This window comes from Sedimentitalea sp., assembly GCF_039973035.1.
GTDB lineage: Bacteria > Pseudomonadota > Alphaproteobacteria > Rhodobacterales > Rhodobacteraceae > Sedimentitalea.
Genome location: NZ_JBDWLR010000075.1, coordinates 20533 through 37584, shown reverse-complemented (window position 1 = coordinate 37584; position 17052 = coordinate 20533). Strand labels below are relative to the sequence as shown.

The window sequence follows — 17052 nt, the reverse complement described above, 5'->3', positions numbered from 1 at the left end:
GGCAAATCGATGATAGGCCCAGACAGCGTATCCGATGATTTCAGGAGGAAAACGTTGGCCTGAAAAGGCACCAGATTGCTTGGGTTTGGTCATGCGCCCACGTACCGGCTTTTGAGATGTCCCGCAACTTGACGATGCCGTTTCAGTGTGTGGGTGGCTGTAGGTCAGACGACTTTGAGGCCAACGTGTCGAAACTGATCTAGAAGCGCTTTAGGTGCGGCGCGATTGGTGACCAACGTTCCGGTCATCTCTATATCCCAAGAGTGGACGCGACTGGTGGCGCCCAGCTTGGTATGATCCGCCAAAATCACCGATCGCACGGCCTGCATGGCCATCGCCCTCGAGACCTCAGCTTCTTGCAGGTCGTAGAAGAATGAACCTTTCTCGGGATGCAGGGCGACTGGCGCGGAGAAGCAGAGTTCTACCTCGAAGCGGCGGATTTCCGACAGGGTGAGTTCGCCCACCGTGGCTGGCACATCTATCGCGATTCGCCCGCCCAGCAGGATGACTTCCCTGCCGTCAGCTTGCAGTGTAGTGGCGATATCCAGCGAATTGGTAATTACCGAGACGCTGGGTAGCTTTACTAGTTCCCGGGCAAAGACAGCAGTGGTTGATCCGGCATCCACCATGATAGTCTGGCCGGGCTGGATCAGGCTAAGAGCTTTCTTTGCGATTTCAGACTTTGCACGAATTTGCGTTGTCATGCGTTGGCGAAAAGGGCTCTCGGTACGGGCCTCTGGAAGGACAGCGCCGCCGTGGACACGGGCCACCTTGCCAATCTCTTCGAGATCGAGCAGGTCGCGGCGCACTGTTTCGCGCGAGACGTCCAGAATCCCTGCCAAATCGTTTGCGCTAACCTGCCGGTTGGCGTCCAACATCGACAGGATCCGCTGATGACGCTCCTTTGCCCACATCAGGTCCTCACCTTGTTTCCGTTGCGACGCTCCATCAGCGCCAGTGTGGCCTTCATAAACAGGACTGCCACGCACACAACTGCCATTACGCAGGTCGCGAATGCCGCCGCCTGCGAGGTCAATCCGGCATCGTCCAGTCGCATGATCGTAACGGCGGCAACGCTCAGGTCCGGGGTGGTCAGGAATACCACGGCCGAGAGCGTCACCATTGAGCGCATGAAAAGGAAAAAGAAGACTGAGACGAGCATCGGCGCAATGAATGGCACGACTATGTCCCGTGCTGTGCGGCCAAGCCCGGCGCCAAGGCTACCGGCTGCTTCTTCCAACGCTGCTGGTAGCTGCCGGAAGCCCGTCATCACGGTCAGGAAACTCTGCGTGTGGTAATGGTAGAAGTTGACGATGGCGATCAACGCAGCGGTACCATAGAGCAGGTAGAGAGGCGTCGCAGTGGAGTTGAACGTCAAGATGTAGGCCAGTCCCAGCACCATGCCAGGCACGGCGGCTGGCATTGCGGCTAAGATCTGGATTGGCTGGGCCAAGGCCTGCGGCAGGCGACGCAGTCCGAGCCCTAGAAGGAACACCGCGCCTGTGCCGCCAACTGCTGCCGCGAGCGATACGACGATGGTCATGCGCAGCGACGAATACCCGCCCGCGAGGGTGATGTCGTAGTGCTTGGGCGAGAGGTCCATGTTGTAGGGCCAAAGCGTGACAAAACTGGCATAGACCACGATCCCGATCACAGAGACGATGCCTGCGCAAATCAATAGTGAGAATGCCGCCATGCTGAGATCGCGCAGCGGTGCGAAACTGGGGAGGAAGGTGACCTGCCCGGTGGTCTGGCCCGCCCGTTGACGTTTCATTGCCTGCCGTTCAATGCTGTAGGAAATGACGGTAGGCAACAGTAGCATGATGCCCACGACAGCGCCCATGTTGAAGTTACGTTGACCGACGACTTGGCTGTAAATCTCTGTTGCTAGCACAGAGTAATCGCCGCCGATTACAGCCGCGTTGCCGAAATCGGTGATCGTGATGGTAAAGCAGACGAAGGCTGCATTCAGTATGCCGAAACGTGCGGCAGGAAGGGTCAGGTCACGGAACTGACGCCAAGGGGAGGCCCCCATGACCTCGGCAGCCTCGTATGTGCGCGCGTCCAGAAGGACCAGCGCCGCACCAATGATCATCACCGCTTGGGGCAGCGCGTAAAGCGTGTTGGCGATTAGAAGGCCCCAGAAACCATAGATCTCGATCTCGACGCCGAGCGCACGGCTGATGACGCCGTTGCGTCCTAGGAGGAAAATTAGCCCAAGTGCCTGCACCAGAGATGGGGCCAGCAGCGGCAGCACAATCACGCTTCGGATCAGCCACTTGCCGCGGAAAGCACAGCGATAGAGGCCATGCGCAATAACAAAGCCAAAAAGGACGCTGAGGGCCGTGGTCGCACCACCCATGGCCAGCGAATGTCTTGTGGCTCGCCAGAATCCGGAGGAGCTCAGCACCTCAGTATAGTTTCCAATACCGTAGCCGTCCTCTACAGAGATGGACCTCAAAAAGACGATTATCATTGGGTAGGCAAAGAACAAGATGAGCCCGAGCAGAGGCAAGCCGACGCAGGCAAACGTCAATACGCGGTCCGCGTCGAGGCGGCGGCGCACCGACTGTCGGGAGATCTGCTCGGCGATGTTCATGCCCTAGCCGTCTCTGACTGTTCCGCGTCCTCAAGTATCCAAGTGCATGCGTCTGTGGCGATGCTCAAGTCTACGCGGTCTCCGGTGCGGCAGGAGTTCCGACCGTGGGTTTCGACAAGTAGCAACCCGGCGGGGCTGTCCACCTCCAACCGTCGCAGGTTGCCAAGAAAGCTAATGCTGCGCACGGTGGCCACGCCGTTTCCAGCCGGAGTCACGCCGATCTGTTCGGGCCGGATGCAGGCGAGGTATGTTTTGCCACCGTCTGGGCGGGTGGTCAGCAGGTCCGGGAATTGCCGCGCGACCTCTTCGGCAGAAAGTAGATTGCTGGTCCCCATGAACTCGGCCACGAAACGCGTGGCGGGACGATGGTACAAGTCTTCCGGTGTGCCGGTCTGTACGACGATGCCGTGATTCATGCAGATGATCTTGTCGGCAAGCGCCAGTGCCTCTTCTTGGTCGTGGGTCACCATGAGGGTCGGAATACCCAAAGAGCGCTGCACGTGCCGAATCTCGTCACGCAACGTTGCCCGGACCTTGGCGTCCAGCGCGGACAGCGGTTCATCCAGCAATAAGACGCGGGGGTCGACCGCTATCGCCCGTGCCAGTGCAATTCGTTGCTGCTGTCCGCCGGAGAGCTGGCCGGGCAGGTTTTCGGCGGTCTGCGGTAGCTTCACCAGTGTGAGTAATTCGTTAACCCGCGTTGCGATCTCACTTTTGGGGGTGCCGCGGACTTTCAGGCCATAGCCGATATTCTCGGCTACAGTCATGTTCGGGAAAAGGGAGTAGGACTGGAAAACGATGCCGAAGCCGCGCTTGCGTGCTGGCACGCCAGAGAGCTTCGCGCCCTCCAGCGTGATTTCCCCACCATTCAGATTTGTCAGCCCGGCGATCAGACGAAGCAGTGTCGTCTTTCCGCATCCCGACGGGCCAAGCAGACAAACGAACTCGCCCTTCTCAATCTCGATCGATACGCGGTCGAGTGCGGTAAACGTATCGTAGATTTTCGTAGCATCGCGGACAGTCAAATACATGAGGTCGTGTTTTCCTTAGCCTTCGAGCGATCCGCCGGCGGCCCGAAATATACCGGGGCGACCTAGGCCGCCCCGTTGCCTGGCTCAGCGGCCAAACTTCTCTTTCCATTGTGCCTTGACGGCGTTCTGCTGGTTTGCGGCTTTTACGAAATCAACGTCCGCTAGGATCGTCGAGATGTCGGAGGGTAATCCCGCGGCTTCCGCCGCTTCCGAGGCATCAACGCCTGGAATTGTGATCAGCGCCTTGTAGGTCTGGTAAAGCCCGATAGCCTCATCGGACATGGTCCAGTCAAGGAAAGCCTGTGCGGCCTCCTTGTTGTCGGAGCTTGCCAGGAGACCCGATGCCTCAAGCTCGTAGCCGACGCCGCCTTCGGGGAAAACCATGGCCAGCGGGTAGCCTTCTTCGATCGATTGCATCGCCGTGAATGCCAGCGATATTCCGACAGTATACTCACCCACGCGCGCCGATTTGCACGGCTTCGATCCCGAGGATGTATACTGCGCCATGTTTGGATCGATGGCTTCAAGCTGTGCCCAACCGGCTTCCTCACCCATGCTTTGCAGCACGGCATTCACATGTAGGTATCCGGTGCCCGAAGAGTTTGGGTCTGGCATGACCACTTCACCCTCGAAAGCTGGATCTTCAAGATCGGCCCAACTGGATGGCATCGCCAAGCCCTTTTCTTCGAGCCGCGCGGTATTCACACAGAAGGCGCCCATGTACCCGATGGGCGCGAACCACTTGCCATCTTCGCCGCGGAACGTGTCCGGCAGCACGTCGGCGCCCTTGGCCGCGTAGGGTTCCAGCATCTCGAGAATCTGTGGGTCCATCATTGCGCTGACCGCCCAGCCCCAGATCAAGTCGGCCTGCGGGTTCTCGGCCTCGGCCAACAAGCGCGCCCCCAGCTTGCCGGTGGATAGACGCAGGACATTGATGTCGGTGTCAGGCATTGCGGCCTGTGCCGCGTCAACGTAGGCCGCGATCTCTTCTTCTTCGAGCGCGGTGTAGACGGTCAGTTCATCCGCCAATGCCGACGTGACGAGGCCGAGAGCTGTCATCGACAGCGCGGTAGTCTGAATCCAGGTTTTCATGATGTTCTCCTTGTTGGTCCGTATCTGTTGGCCCGGACCTGTATCCGGCTAGCTGCGGGCCCTTTCAGAGACCCGTTCTAATGTCCCGCTCGGTTTGCGAGTTTGAGGCTATTTGTGTAGTCTTGCCTTTTTGTGGCAATTGTCTACGATTCATTTTGAAAGTCGATGTTCGCAACCCGCCTCACCCCGAAATAGAGGGATTTCTATGCAAACCTTCATAAACCTTGCCGAAGAGGAAGGGCTTGCGCAGTTTGCGGATACATTGGCCGACGCAACTGACGCCATGGCCATTAGTTATTTCCGCAAGCCGCTTAATATTGAGGCAAAGGCAGACGAGTCGCCTGTCACGCAAGCCGATCGCGCTATCGAGGCCGAGATGCGACGTCGGATAATTGAGACGTTTCCGTCGCACGGGATCCTTGGCGAGGAACAGGAAGCCACACGACTAGAAGCCACCCACCTGTGGGTCATAGACCCGATTGACGGCACGAAGAGCTTCCTTTCCGGCATGCCGACTTTCGGTACGCTGATCGCTTGCTTGACCGATGGCAGGCCAGTCCTCGGGGTGATTTCAATCCCGCCCACCGCAGAGCGCTGGACCGGTCAGCGCGGCAAGCCCACGCTTCTGAACGGTACTCCTTGCCGGACAAGCGGAAAGACACATCTTGCGGATGCGATCCTATACACGACTAGCCCCGACAGCTTTGACCCGGTGGGTCTTGCGCAATTTGAGGAACTGTCAGAAAAGGTTGGCATGCGGCGCTTCGGCGGCGATTGCTATGGCTATGGTTTGCTGGCTTCAGGCCATGTTGACCTGTTGCTCGAGATGAACCTGCATCCCTATGATTACATGGCTCTCGTCCCAGTGATAGAGGGCGCGGGCGGCATCATCACCGATTGGGATGGCCAGCCATTGACACTAAAGTCCGAAGGAAAAGTCATCGCAGCCGCCAGCGCCGCATTGCATGCAGAAGCTCTGGCTACACTGAATCGAGACGAATACGAGCGGTGATTTCTTGCTTGCGCAAGGCCTGGCTTTTGCCGGCAGTTGTTGCCGAGACCCTACGATCAGATTGCATGAAATAGATTTCGGCACACTTACGGTGCCTGAGTCGTGGCGTATTTGATCCACACTGCTTCCTTCCATTTCAACGAACAGATCATTCCATCAAACCTAGAGATTAGGCACCTAGGCAAAAGGTCCACATAGCTGTACTTCTGCATTGGCAAGATATGCAGCAATACTAGTCTCCGGCTTAGCCTCGGTGAACAGTTGATGCACCTCGCTCAAATCGCATACTTGCACGAGCGCGGACCGTGTGAACTTGGTCAAATCCGATATCACGACCCGTCTTTGTCCAAGAGAAAGCACTTCACGGGCAAAGACTGCTTCGTCCGGCTCAAAGTCCATGACCCCATCGATACCGATGGCACCTGCCGAGATCACTGCATGGTCAACGTGAAAGCGTTGGACGAATGCGACCGCGTCATGGCCTAGAACGGCACCTGAATCCCCGTTCACAACACCTCCTGCTAGTAAGACCTTGCTGTCGTTACGTCCCGCCAAGGTGCGTGCGATGTCTGTGGAATTAGTTATGATCGTCAGACGCTCGTGCTGGGCGAGGGCGCGCGCCAAAAAGCTAGTGGTCGTGCCGGTATCGATCATGATCGTTTCGCCGTTACGCACTGTTGCAGCCATGGCGCGCGCGATCTTTTGTTTGGCCTTGGCATTCTCACGCATGCGGCGCTCGTAGGGGGCTTCACCGCCCGAATGGGCCAGCCCGACGGCGCCGTGCATCTTTAGAATAGTTCCCCGGTCAGCCAAGGGTCGCAGATCACGGCGCACTGTTTCGACCGATACCTGCAGTCGCTGAGCAAGGTCCTGCACTCTAACGATGCCTTCGCTGCCCAGAATAGTGAGAATTTCCTCGTGCCTCTTTGAGACGATCGGCATGGATTGGCCCTCGCTGCTTGCCCTGAATTCCGCAATCGGGCAGATACAGGCAAAAAAAACACAAAAAACCACACTGCGCAATTGACAACCCTAGTGTCGGTGCCGTTACCTTCGACTATCCGGGCCAGAATGGATGCTTTCGGGAATGCGTTCACTTCCTCAGGCCCTCGCAAATTAGACGTCCAAGGGGGCCACTATGTCTGCATTTAGAATTACAGCTTCAATACTTGCACTTGCCACATGCAGCGCAGCTGTTGCGCAAGATTCATCGGACCCGATCAAACTTACCTTACATGACTGGACGGGTCAGTTGATCACCACCCAGCTCATGGGCGAAGTGCTGGAAGAAGCCGGGTTGAGCGTCGAATATGTGCAAGCCGACTATCTGGCACAGTTTGCGGGGCTTGAGACAGGTGATCTGCATGTTGCGATGGAAATGTGGGAAACCACCGGGCGCGATGCAATGGACGCGGCTACTGCAACGGGTAATGTCGTGAATGTTGGGCCGACCGGTATGAAAGCCAAGGAAGAATGGTGGTACCCGACCTACATGAAGGAACGTTGCCCGGGCCTGCCAAATTGGGAGGCGTTGAAAGAACCTGCATGCGCCGAAGCGTTTTCGACCGCCGAAACCGCGCCGAAGGGTCGGTATTTAGGCGGACCCGTGACCTGGGGTGGGTTTGACGACGAACGTGTGGAGGCGTTGGACCTGCCGTTTGAAGTTATTCATGCAGGTACCGATGCTGCACTGTTTGCAGAGCTTGAAAGCGCAATCCAGAGAGAAGCGCCGGTGTTGCTTTGGGTCTATGCACCACATTGGGCGCCTGCGAAATATGACGGGGAATGGGTTGAGTTTCCGGAATATACTGCCGAATGCTACACCGATCCAGCATGGGGCATGAACGCCGATATGGCGTATGACTGTGGCAAACCATTTGGAGAGATATGGAAGGTCGCGTGGGCTGGAGTTCAGGACAAGTGGCCGACCGCCTATTCCGCTGTTGATGCGTTCACAATCTCGAACGATGACATGGGCGCGATGATCACCGAGGTCGATTTGAACGGCAAATCAGTGGACGATGTCGTGGCCGACTGGATGTCCGCCAATGAAGATACATGGAAGACTTGGATCAATTAAGATAAATGGCCACGGCAGACCCATCCGTCGCAGTCTGCCCCGACCGTGTTCCCATGTCAGTCCCTGAACTAAAACTCGTCTGTCGCGGCGTCTGGAAGATATTTGGCCATCGCGCGGACGAAACTCTGCGCGCAATGGGTCCCGATCCATCATACGAGGCGTTGACGGCGGCCGGTTTGGTTCCCGCCGTGCGCAATGTGGACATCGAAGTCGGCGAAGGCGAGATCTTTGTCATCATGGGGCTTTCGGGTTCGGGCAAGTCAACGTTGGTCCGCTGCCTGTCCCGCCTTGTCGAGCCGACTGCGGGCGAGATCCTGTTTCAAGGGCAGAACCTTTTGGCCGCGTCCAATTCCGAAATGATTGAGTTGCGGCGCCACGCAATGGGAATGGTGTTTCAACACTTCGCCCTGCTGCCACATATGACCGTGGCCGACAACGTGGCTTTCCCGCTGGAAGTGCAGGGTGTCTCTCGCACCGAGCGGACCGAACGTGCGGCGCGCATGATCGATCTTGTCGGGTTGGCCGGTCGCGAAGCTGCCTTTCCCCGAGAGCTTTCGGGTGGCCAGCAGCAGCGCGTGGGTATTGCCCGTTCTCTAGCCTCCGATCCCGAGTTGTGGTTTCTGGATGAGCCGTTTTCGGCGCTTGATCCATTGATAAGGCGGGAAATGCAGGACGAGTTCATGCGTCTGCAATCGGTTCTGAAAAAAACGATCGTCTTCATCACCCACGACTTTGATGAAGCGATCCGTCTTGCCGACCGCATCGCGATCATGAAATCCGGGGTCGTGGAGCAGGTTGGTAGCCCGGAAGACATCGTGCTGAACCCCGCAACCGACTATGTGCGCGAATTCACCGGTGCAGTGAGCCGTGCCAAAGTGGTAAAGGTCACAAGTCTGATGGGTCCGGTGAACGATGCCACGCCGACCAAGATGGTGCAGGAGAACAGATCCGTCGCGGATGCGGCCCCTTTGTTCAACGATGGAACCGAATGCGTCGCGGTCACCGATGCCCAGGGGCGAGTCATAGGGCATCTGGCGCGCCCGACTGTGATCGACATGATGTTGCAGGGGTAAGCGCAGAATGCCCGACATCATCGCATCCCGCTCCCTAACCGCATCGCCGACGTTGGGGGGGAACCTAAGGCTCTGGATTCCCGCATTTTTGGTGTTTGCGGTGTTGTGGCTGTGGGGACGCGACATCGCCCCGTGGGCGTTCGACTATCCCCGCGCATGGGTTCCGCCGGTACGTGATTGGATTTCCGGTGTAATGAAGTGGTTGATGAACGATGCCAGTTTTGGCCTGTTCACGTTCCGCGATGTGACCCGCGCCATCGCGGTCGTTATCGACGTTCCCTACCAAATTGCACTTGGGTTGCTTTCGGGCGGCGCCACTGTTTTGGGCGTATTGATCTCTCCCATCGGTTGGGTCGGCGTCACCGTCGTGATGGGACTAGTCGGTCACTTTGCAGGCGGCTGGCGGTTGGCCGCGCTGGTGCTCGCATGTTTCGGCTTTATCGTTGTATTTGGGCAGTGGACCTCTGCCATGATCACAATGGCTTCGATACTGATCGCAGTCCCGTTGGGCATTTCCCTTGGGTTGTTTTTGGGCCTTGCCGGGTACCGCTGGCGGTTCGTCGGGCGGGCGCTGGTTCCGGTGCTGGATCTGATGCAGACCATTCCGGTCTTTGCCTATCTGGTTCCGATCCTGATCCTGTTCGGATTTGGCCCGACCTCGGCGGTGATTGCGACGTTGATCTATGCCACGCCGCCGATGACAAGGATTACCATGTTGGCGCTGCGGCGTGTTCCGAGCGAACTTCAGGATCTGGGGCATATGGTTGGCTGTACGCCGCGTCAGATGACTTGGCGTGTGATGATCCCATCGGCGAAGGAACCGCTGATGGTTGGCGTCAATCAGGTCATCATGCTATCGCTGAACATGGTGATCATCGCCTCGATGATCGGCGCGGGTGGTCTGGGTTTCGACGTGCTTTCGGCGCTGCGTCGTCTGGATTTCGGTGCGGGGGTAGAGGCCGGATTTGCTATTGTTGCCCTTGCCATCGCGTTGGATCGCCTGTCGCAAGCCTTTGCAGACCACGTCAGGGCGCCCTCTCATGCGCATGGGAAATTTGTGGCGCGCCATCCATATCTGGTCGGCGGTCTGGTCACGATCCTCCTGTCCGCATTGATCGGATTGGCCTACCCGGCAGTTCAAAGCTATCCTGAGGCGTGGCAGATCTCGACCGGGACTTTCTGGTCCGATCTGGTGCGCTACATCAACGTCAATTATTTCGATGCACTGGAAGCCGTCAAAAATTTCATGTTGTTGAACCTGCTGATCCCGTTCAAACGGTTTCTGATTGGTCTGCCGTGGGTTGGCGTTGCGGGACTTTTGGCTTTGCTGGGCTGGCACCTTGGTGGGATTCGCCTAGGGATACTGACCGGTGGGTTGACCGTGTTGGTTGCGTCTACGGGTCTATGGGAGAAGGCGATGATCACCGTCTATCTCTGCGGGCTATCGGTGGTTATTGCAATGTTGATTGGCCTGCCCATCGGTATCGCTGTGGCCATGCGGGACAGCCTGTGGCGTGGCGTCCGGCTGGTGATTGACACAATGCAGACCCTGCCGTCTTTCGTCTATTTGATGCCGGCAGTCATGCTATTCCGGGTCGGTGATTTCACGGCAATGATCGCGGTCGTGGCCTATGCTCTTGCCCCCGCGATCCGTTATACAGTCCTTGGCTTGCGCTCGGTCGATCCCAAGTTGATTGAGGCGGGGCAGGCCATGGGCTGCACACCGTTTCAGATCCTGACTCGCATTCGTCTGAAACTGGCGTTGCCGGAAATCATGCTTGGCCTCAATCAGACGATCATGTTCGCGTTGTCCATGCTGGTCATCACCGCTCTGGTCGGAACGCGAGATCTGGGGCAAGAGGTCTATATCGCGCTGACTAAGGCTGATCCTGGGCGTGGATTGGTGGCGGGCTTGTGCGTGGCCGCTATCGCGATCATCGCCGACAGGCTCATTCAGGCTGGGGCGCACCGGTCTCGAGTGCGGCTGGGTCTTGCAGACGAGAGAACCAATGACAATTCCTGAGAGAATACTGGCATTGCCATACTGGCAAGGCGATCTGGCGGCAGAGCCGTTGTCCGGGGGGCTGTCCAATGAGATTTGGAAAGTTACCGACGCAGCCGGCGCGCATGTTGTGCGGCTGGGCGAGGACTATCCCTTTCATCACGTCGACCGCGCGCGTGAAGCGATGACGGCGCTCGCAGCCCATGCAGCTGGTTTTGGGCCTGCGGTTCAGCACGTCGACCCAGGTGTGATGGTCACCGAATTTGTCGAGGCCCGCACTTGGGGCGAGGCGGACTTGCGCGATAATCCCGAACAGGTGGGTCATTTGCTGGCGCAATTCCACACGACGATGGCCGCACATGTTACCGGGGCGGCGTTCCTGTTTTGGCCCTTTCATGTGATCCGCGACTATGCCCATACGCTAACCGGCACCCGTCACGCGGAGGACCTGCCCAAGTTTCTGGCCCTATCCGCCGAAATGGAGGCGGCTCAGGTGCCGCTGCCGATCATATTCGGGCACCATGATCTGCTGCCCGCAAACTTTCTTGATGATGGCGCGCGCATTTGGCTGATTGATTACGAATACGCGGGGTTTGGTACTGCGTTGTTCGACCTCGCCGGCGCGGCCTCGAATGCCGGTATGTCTGCCGAACAGGCCGATGCCTTGCTGGCTGCCTATTTCGGAGCGAAACCGGACACCTCCCTAATGCGAGCTTTCGATGCGATGCAGGTCGCCTCTCTGCTGCGCGAAACGCTTTGGGCAATGGTGTCGGGGATCCATTTGGCCGCACCCGGCGTGGACTATGACGCCTACGCCGTCGAAAACCGTGACCGGATGCAGGTCGCTATTGAAACATACCAATCCCGCTGGGGGAGCACACCATGACCCTGCCTAAACAGACACAGATCGTCGTGATCGGAGGCGGCATCATCGGATGTTCGACTGCCTATCATTTGGCCCGTGATCACAAGGCCGATGTCATCTTGTTGGAACAAGGCAAGCTGACGTCGGGATCGACCTGGCATGCTGCGGGTCTGGTTGGTCAGCTCCGCTCGTCCGCATCGATCACCCAGGTCCTGAAATATTCCGTGGACCTGTACAAACGGCTGGATCAGGAAACTGGGCTTGAAACCGGCTGGAAAATGTCAGGATGCCTGCGTCTTGCCACTACGCAAGACCGCTGGACGGAATATCGCCGCCTTGCCACGACGGCCGGCAGCTTTGGGATGGATATGCATCTCATCTCGGCAGATGAGGTCAAGACCATGTGGCCGCTGATGGAGACCACCGATCTTGTAGGGGCCTCATGGCTGCCGACCGACGGTCAGGCGAGCCCTTCGGACATAACGCAATCGCTCGCCAAGGGTGCCCGGATGAACGGCGCTCGCCTTTACGAAGACATTCGCGTGACCGGGTTCGCGATGGAGGGTGGCCGTATCACCCATGTAGAGACCGATCAGGGCAACATCGCGTGTGAAAAGGTGGTCAATTGCGCTGGTCAATGGGCGCGTCAATTGGGCGAAAAGGCTGGCATCTCTGTGCCTCTTCAACCGATCAAGCACCAGTACATCGTGACCGAACCAATCGCGGGGCTGTCCACCGATGCGGCAACGATCCGTGATCCCGACAAAGGCACCTATTTCAAGGAAGAGGTCGGGGGATTGGTTATGGGCGGCTATGAGCCGAACCCACAGGCCTGGACAACAGGTGATGTGCCGGACGATTGGGAATTCGGACTTTTCGAGGATGATTTTGATCATTTCGAACAGCATATGGATGCAGCCATTGCGCGAATTCCGGCGCTTGCAAACGCGGGTGTCAAGCAGATGATCAATGGCCCGGAGAGCTTTACACCAGATGGCAATTTCATTCTGGGTCGGGCCCCGGAATGCGACAACATGTATGTCGGTGCGGGCTTTAACGCGTTTGGCATCGCCTCGGGTGGTGGTGCGGGTTGGGTGCTTGCGGAATGGGTCGTGTCCGGCGAAGCGCCGCTGGATTTGTGGGTCGTGGATATCAACCGCTTCTCAGGCATGCATCGAGATCGGAAATGGGTCTGTGACCGCACCTGCGAGGCGTATGGCAAACATTACACCGTGGCGTTTCCCCATGCCGAGATGGAGACAGGTCGTCCGCATATCACGTCGCCTCTCTATGAACGGCTCAAGGCGCACCGCGCGGTCTTTGGCTCGAAACTTGGATGGGAGCGACCGAACTGGTTCGCGCCACAAGGCACAGAGTCGCGAGACGTTTTGTCGATGGGACGACAGAACTGGTTTGATGCCGTGGGGCAGGAACATGCACAAGTACGGGAGTCCGTCGGGGTCTTCGATCAGTCCTCCTTTGCCAAGTACGAGGTGACAGGCTCCGATGCCGCGGCGGCGCTTGACCTGATCTGCGCGAACAACGTGACCAAGGCCCCGGGTCACTTGACCTATACTCAATTGCTGAATACGCGTGGCGGGATTGAGGCCGATCTCACAGTCGCGCGCCTCGCCGACGACCGGTTTTACATCGTTACTGGCACCGGTTTCCGAACCCATGATCTGAATTGGATCAACGATCATCTGCCTTCTGGCGGTGTGACCCTGCGCGACGTGACCGAAGACTGGGGCACTCTGTCCCTAATGGGGCCAAAGGCACGCGATGTTCTATCCCGTGTCACAACTGCCGATCTTGGGAATGATGCGTTCCCATTCGCCCATGTCCGGGAGATTGAGATATCAGGCGCCCTGGCGCGGGCGTTGCGTCTCACATATGTCGGGGAACTGGGCTGGGAACTTCATGTGCCGCTTGCCTCGACCGGAGCCGTTTTCGACGCCTTGATGGAGGCCGGAGCAGGTGAGGGCCTGCGTCCGGTTGGCTATCGTGCGATCGAGTCCCTGCGGTTGGAAAAAGGCTATCGGGCTTGGTCGTCTGACATCACCCCGAATGATACCCCTTACGAAGCCGGACTTGGCTGGGCCGTCAAGATGCGTAGCAACACGCCGTTCATTGGCCGAGAAGCGCTGGAATGCAGACAGGCCACCCCACTGACCAAACGCCTTGCGGGCTTTCTGGTCAATGATGAGAACGCGGTGCTGTTGGGCCGTGAAACCATTCTGCGCAATGGCGACCCGGTCGGGTATCTGTCGTCAGGTGGCTATGGTTATACTCTGGGGGCAGGGTTGGGCCTGGGATACGTGAAGAACTCTGACGGTGTGTCTGATGATTGGTTGTTTAGCGGCGCCTACAGTCTTGTGGTGGCTGGAGAAACCGTTCCGGCATCTTTAGGGTTGAAACCGTTCTACGATCCCGAAAACACAAAGGTCAAAGCCTGAACCACTCAGGCGCGTTGCAAGACCACCGCCCGGCTTGGCGCCGTCGCGGCATCTTCTGGCATGGAGACGTAGGGCTCTGTCATGGCAATCAGCGCTAGCTTGTCATCGTCAGCAACCGCTGCGGCAAAGTTCTTGATCCAGAGGGTTTCCTTTACAGTGATCACCAGAGTGCCGCCGCTGGCCGTGATCCGTGCAAGCTCTGGCAACGCTTCGGTGCCTACATGCCCGGTTGTGAAAACACCGGTTGAGATAACGCCTTGATATGCGCCGTCGTTGAACGGAAGATCGTTCCCCAGAGCCAAACAATGCAGGTTCCGATATCCTCCTTTTGCCGCCGCGACCTCCAGCATACCTTTGCTGATGTCAACGCCATCGACCGTAGGATAGCCGAGGATACCAAGCCATGCCCCGACTAGCCCGGTGCCGGCCCCCGCATCCAGAATCGGGGCCGCGCCAGTCTGAAGGTGTCGCGCCAGCAGCGCCACCGCAACGGAGGGATGGCGATAGCCCGCCTGCGACATATCCTTGTCATAGGCCCCGGCCCAAGCGTCATAGTGCGCCGCGATTTCCTGTGGGCTCTGCGCGTTGTAGACCTCAGCCAGCGGCCCACTATGTTCTTGATTCTTCATCGTTCAATCCCCCGGTTAGCCTATGCTAGCCAAGCCTCGTCAGATGTGGAAGTCTTGAAGCTGATTGTGACCGGAACAAGGATGGGTTCAATGCTGACGGAAGAAAACCGGGCTCGTGATGCGCTTGCAAAGATCCCAAACGTGACGGGGGAGACAGGCCCATTGATCCGCATGGGGGGGCTGACAAATATCGTGTTTCAGGCCGGTCAATACGTCTTACGCCTGCCTGGAGATGGCACCGAAGAGTATATTGACCGCGCAAATGAGGCAGCAGCGGCGAAAGAGGCGGCGCGAGCGGCGGTCGGTCCCGAAGTGGTTTATGCTGACCCTGACACTGGGGTCATGGTCACGCGCTTTGTCGCGAACGCCGCAACAATGACGCCCGAAGGCTTCCGAAACCGTGCAGGCTCTCCTGCCCGCGCTGGTGAGGCTTTGGCGCGTCTTCATCGATCAGGAGCAAAATTCCCGGCCAAATTCGAGCTCTTTGCGATGATCGAGGACTATCTGCGCATTCTGTCGACCAAAGCCGTGGCGTTGCCAGCGGGATACCACGATGTCGTGAAAGAGGCGAACGCGGTCCGCCAGGCATTGGATCGCAATCCGGTACCGACTGTTGCCTGCCACTGTGACCCTTTGTGCGAGAACTTCTTGGATACCGCCGATCGCATGTGGGTTGTCGACTGGGAATACTCGGGTATGAACGATCCGATGTGGGATTTGGGCGATCTTTCTGTTGAAGGCGAATTTGACGACACGCAGGATTCTGAGATGTTGACGGCCTATTTCGGCGGCGAGCCACCAGCGCAGGAGCACGCGCGTATGGTGATATACAAGGCCATGTGCGATCTGCTTTGGACACTTTGGGGGTTGATCCAGTTAGCTAACAACAACTCGGCTGGGGATTTTCGCGCCTATGCCGACAGTCGCTTTGCCCGTTGCAACGCGCTGATGGCGACCCCGGAATTTATGCGCCAGCTGAAGGTGCTGAGCGGCTCATAGCGGAACAGATTGCCTTTTTGGGTGCGCCTGATTTGAACGGACGGTACCTACCTGCTAGCCTTGTTGCATAGATCGGCGGTTGGTTGATACTGACGCGGTTTGTTCTCATCAGGATGTTGTGAATGCCGCACAAGTTCAACGGGCACCGTAAACTTAATGCACCGGTCCTGTTGATATGCGAAGGGGAGGCATGATCAAATCTAGCCCCTCTACGCTTTATCACCGCCATCGTTTCCCGTCAGATGTGATCGCTCAGGCTGTCTGGCTGTATGTCAAATTCCCACTCAGTTTGCACATGGTCGAGGATCTGCTGGCCGAGCGCGGCATAATCGTTTCGCATCAGACAATTCGGACGTGGGCCGAGAAATTTGGTCGTCAATATGCCGCCGGCATCCGCCGCAGATCGGCGGGCCAGTTCGCTGGCAAGTGGCATCTCGATGAGGTCGTGATCACGACGCGCGGCAAGAAGCACTGGCTGTGGCGCGCTGTCGATCAGAACGGTTTCGTTTTGGATGTTCTGGTGCAAAGCTGCCGCAATACAAAGACGGCCAAGCGCCCGATGCGCAAACTTCTGAAGCGACAAGGATCGGCGCCGCGTGTCATGATCACCGATAAATTGCGGTCGTACGGTGCGACAAACGAGAGGTCATGCCCGGTGTCGAACACCGATCGCACAAGGGGCTGAATAATCGAGCCGAGAACTCTCATCAGCCGACGCGGCAGCGAGAGTGGGCGATGAAGCGGTTCAAATCCCCGGGGCAGTTGCAAGGAGTTCTTTCTATCCACGATCCGATCGCCAACTTGTTCCAACTTCCTCGCCACAAAATGACATCCACCGACTTCCGTGAAATGAGATCACTTGCGACGCAAACTTGGCGCGAAATCGCACAGGTTAGAGCAATATAGCTTCCGGGTGCGGAGAATTCATTAGCCCAGGTCAGTTAAGTTTACGGTGCCGTTGGCAAGTCGGCTATCGAGGAGTTCTCCTTGCTCCTTCAGGAGAGGGTACGCGATCATGGCAAAAGCCTTGTTGAGCATCTTCAACGATCGCAACAGGTCGATATGGATCGCGCTGGTTTCGATTGATGCGGACAGACCCTGACGAAGTCGTATGAGGTGTTTGCGTTCAAGGTTCTGTTCGATCCCGCGGATCATTTCTTTCCGTTCCACCAGTTCTCGCGCTTCATCGATGTCTTCCGACATCATGACCGCTT

General features: G+C 57.6%; 14 protein-coding genes and 2 pseudogenes. 8 read left to right on the top strand and 8 right to left on the bottom strand.

The window, feature by feature from the left end:
• The 5 genes and pseudogenes from ABJO75_RS17840 to ABJO75_RS17820 all read right to left on the bottom strand — a co-directional run.
• Nucleotides 1-93: pseudogene (locus ABJO75_RS17840) on the bottom strand (IS6 family transposase); the annotation flags it as partial.
• 71 nt (nt 94-164) lie between these two features.
• The gene (locus tag ABJO75_RS17835) at nt 165-914 is read right to left on the bottom strand and encodes a DeoR/GlpR family DNA-binding transcription regulator (protein ID WP_348133081.1); all 750 of its coding nucleotides are present in this window, start codon (nt 912-914) and stop codon (nt 165-167) included.
• Nucleotides 914-2599, bottom strand: coding sequence for an ABC transporter permease subunit (locus tag ABJO75_RS17830; RefSeq protein WP_348133078.1), 1686 nt, complete (start codon nt 2597-2599; stop codon nt 914-916). Before ABJO75_RS17830 ends, ABJO75_RS17835 begins: the two co-directional genes overlap by 1 nt.
• Nucleotides 2596-3630 (bottom strand): ABC transporter ATP-binding protein, encoded by a 1035-nt coding sequence (locus ABJO75_RS17825; protein WP_348133075.1) that lies wholly within the window; start codon nt 3628-3630, stop codon nt 2596-2598. Before ABJO75_RS17825 ends, ABJO75_RS17830 begins: the two co-directional genes overlap by 4 nt.
• Nucleotides 3631-3714: 84 nt before the next feature.
• On the bottom strand, nt 3715-4722 hold the full coding sequence (locus ABJO75_RS17820; RefSeq protein ID WP_348133072.1) for an ABC transporter substrate-binding protein: 1008 nt from the start codon (nt 4720-4722) through the stop codon (nt 3715-3717).
• Between the two features lie 205 nt (nt 4723-4927).
• On the opposite strand from ABJO75_RS17820, the gene hisN reads away from it, so the two are divergent.
• The gene (gene hisN, locus ABJO75_RS17815; RefSeq protein ID WP_348133069.1) at nt 4928-5734 is read left to right on the top strand and encodes a histidinol-phosphatase; all 807 of its coding nucleotides are present in this window, start codon (nt 4928-4930) and stop codon (nt 5732-5734) included.
• 177 nt (nt 5735-5911) lie between these two features.
• Here hisN and ABJO75_RS17810 read toward each other — a convergent pair whose 3' ends face one another.
• The gene (locus ABJO75_RS17810; RefSeq protein ID WP_348133066.1) at nt 5912-6676 is read right to left on the bottom strand and encodes a DeoR/GlpR family DNA-binding transcription regulator; all 765 of its coding nucleotides are present in this window, start codon (nt 6674-6676) and stop codon (nt 5912-5914) included.
• Nucleotides 6677-6872: 196 nt separating this feature from the next.
• Here ABJO75_RS17810 and ABJO75_RS17805 point away from each other — a divergent pair, with 196 nt between their 5' ends.
• Genes ABJO75_RS17805 through ABJO75_RS17785 form a run of 5 tightly spaced genes read left to right on the top strand, consistent with a single transcriptional unit; the run spans nt 6873 to nt 14210 of the window.
• Nucleotides 6873-7814: an ABC transporter substrate-binding protein gene (locus ABJO75_RS17805; RefSeq protein WP_348133063.1), complete on the top strand. Its 942-nt coding sequence runs from the start codon at nt 6873-6875 to the stop codon at nt 7812-7814.
• A 5-nt stretch (nt 7815-7819) separates the two neighbouring features.
• Complete coding sequence (locus ABJO75_RS17800) at nt 7820-8887, top strand: glycine betaine/L-proline ABC transporter ATP-binding protein (RefSeq protein WP_348133060.1); 1068 nt, start codon at nt 7820-7822, stop codon at nt 8885-8887.
• 7 nt (nt 8888-8894) lie between these two features.
• Nucleotides 8895-10910 carry an ABC transporter permease subunit gene (locus tag ABJO75_RS17795; RefSeq protein WP_348133057.1) on the top strand — a complete coding sequence of 672 codons (2016 nt, stop codon included), beginning with the start codon at nt 8895-8897 and terminating at the stop codon, nt 10908-10910.
• Nucleotides 10897-11775, top strand: a complete 879-nt coding sequence (locus ABJO75_RS17790; RefSeq protein ID WP_348133054.1) for a phosphotransferase — start codon at nt 10897-10899, stop codon at nt 11773-11775. The genes ABJO75_RS17795 and ABJO75_RS17790 overlap by 14 nt, the downstream gene beginning before the upstream one ends.
• Nucleotides 11772-14210: an FAD-dependent oxidoreductase gene (locus tag ABJO75_RS17785; RefSeq protein WP_348133051.1), complete on the top strand. Its 2439-nt coding sequence runs from the start codon at nt 11772-11774 to the stop codon at nt 14208-14210. The genes ABJO75_RS17790 and ABJO75_RS17785 overlap by 4 nt, the downstream gene beginning before the upstream one ends.
• Nucleotides 14211-14215: 5 nt before the next feature.
• Here the strand turns inward: ABJO75_RS17785 and ABJO75_RS17780 are convergent, their stop codons facing one another.
• Nucleotides 14216-14839, bottom strand: a complete 624-nt coding sequence (locus ABJO75_RS17780) for a class I SAM-dependent methyltransferase (protein WP_348133049.1) — start codon at nt 14837-14839, stop codon at nt 14216-14218.
• A 90-nt stretch (nt 14840-14929) separates the two neighbouring features.
• On the opposite strand from ABJO75_RS17780, the gene ABJO75_RS17775 reads away from it, so the two are divergent.
• Together ABJO75_RS17775 and ABJO75_RS17770 are read left to right on the top strand one after the other, a co-directional pair.
• Nucleotides 14930-15838 carry a phosphotransferase family protein gene (locus ABJO75_RS17775; protein ID WP_348133046.1) on the top strand — a complete coding sequence of 303 codons (909 nt, stop codon included), beginning with the start codon at nt 14930-14932 and terminating at the stop codon, nt 15836-15838.
• Between the two features lie 190 nt (nt 15839-16028).
• Nucleotides 16029-16744, top strand: a pseudogene (locus ABJO75_RS17770) (IS6 family transposase).
• Nucleotides 16745-16765: 21 nt separating this feature from the next.
• Here ABJO75_RS17770 and ABJO75_RS17765 read toward each other — a convergent pair.
• Nucleotides 16766-17041: a hypothetical protein gene (locus ABJO75_RS17765; protein ID WP_348133043.1), complete on the bottom strand. Its 276-nt coding sequence runs from the start codon at nt 17039-17041 to the stop codon at nt 16766-16768.
• Nucleotides 17042-17052 lie beyond the last annotated feature (11 nt).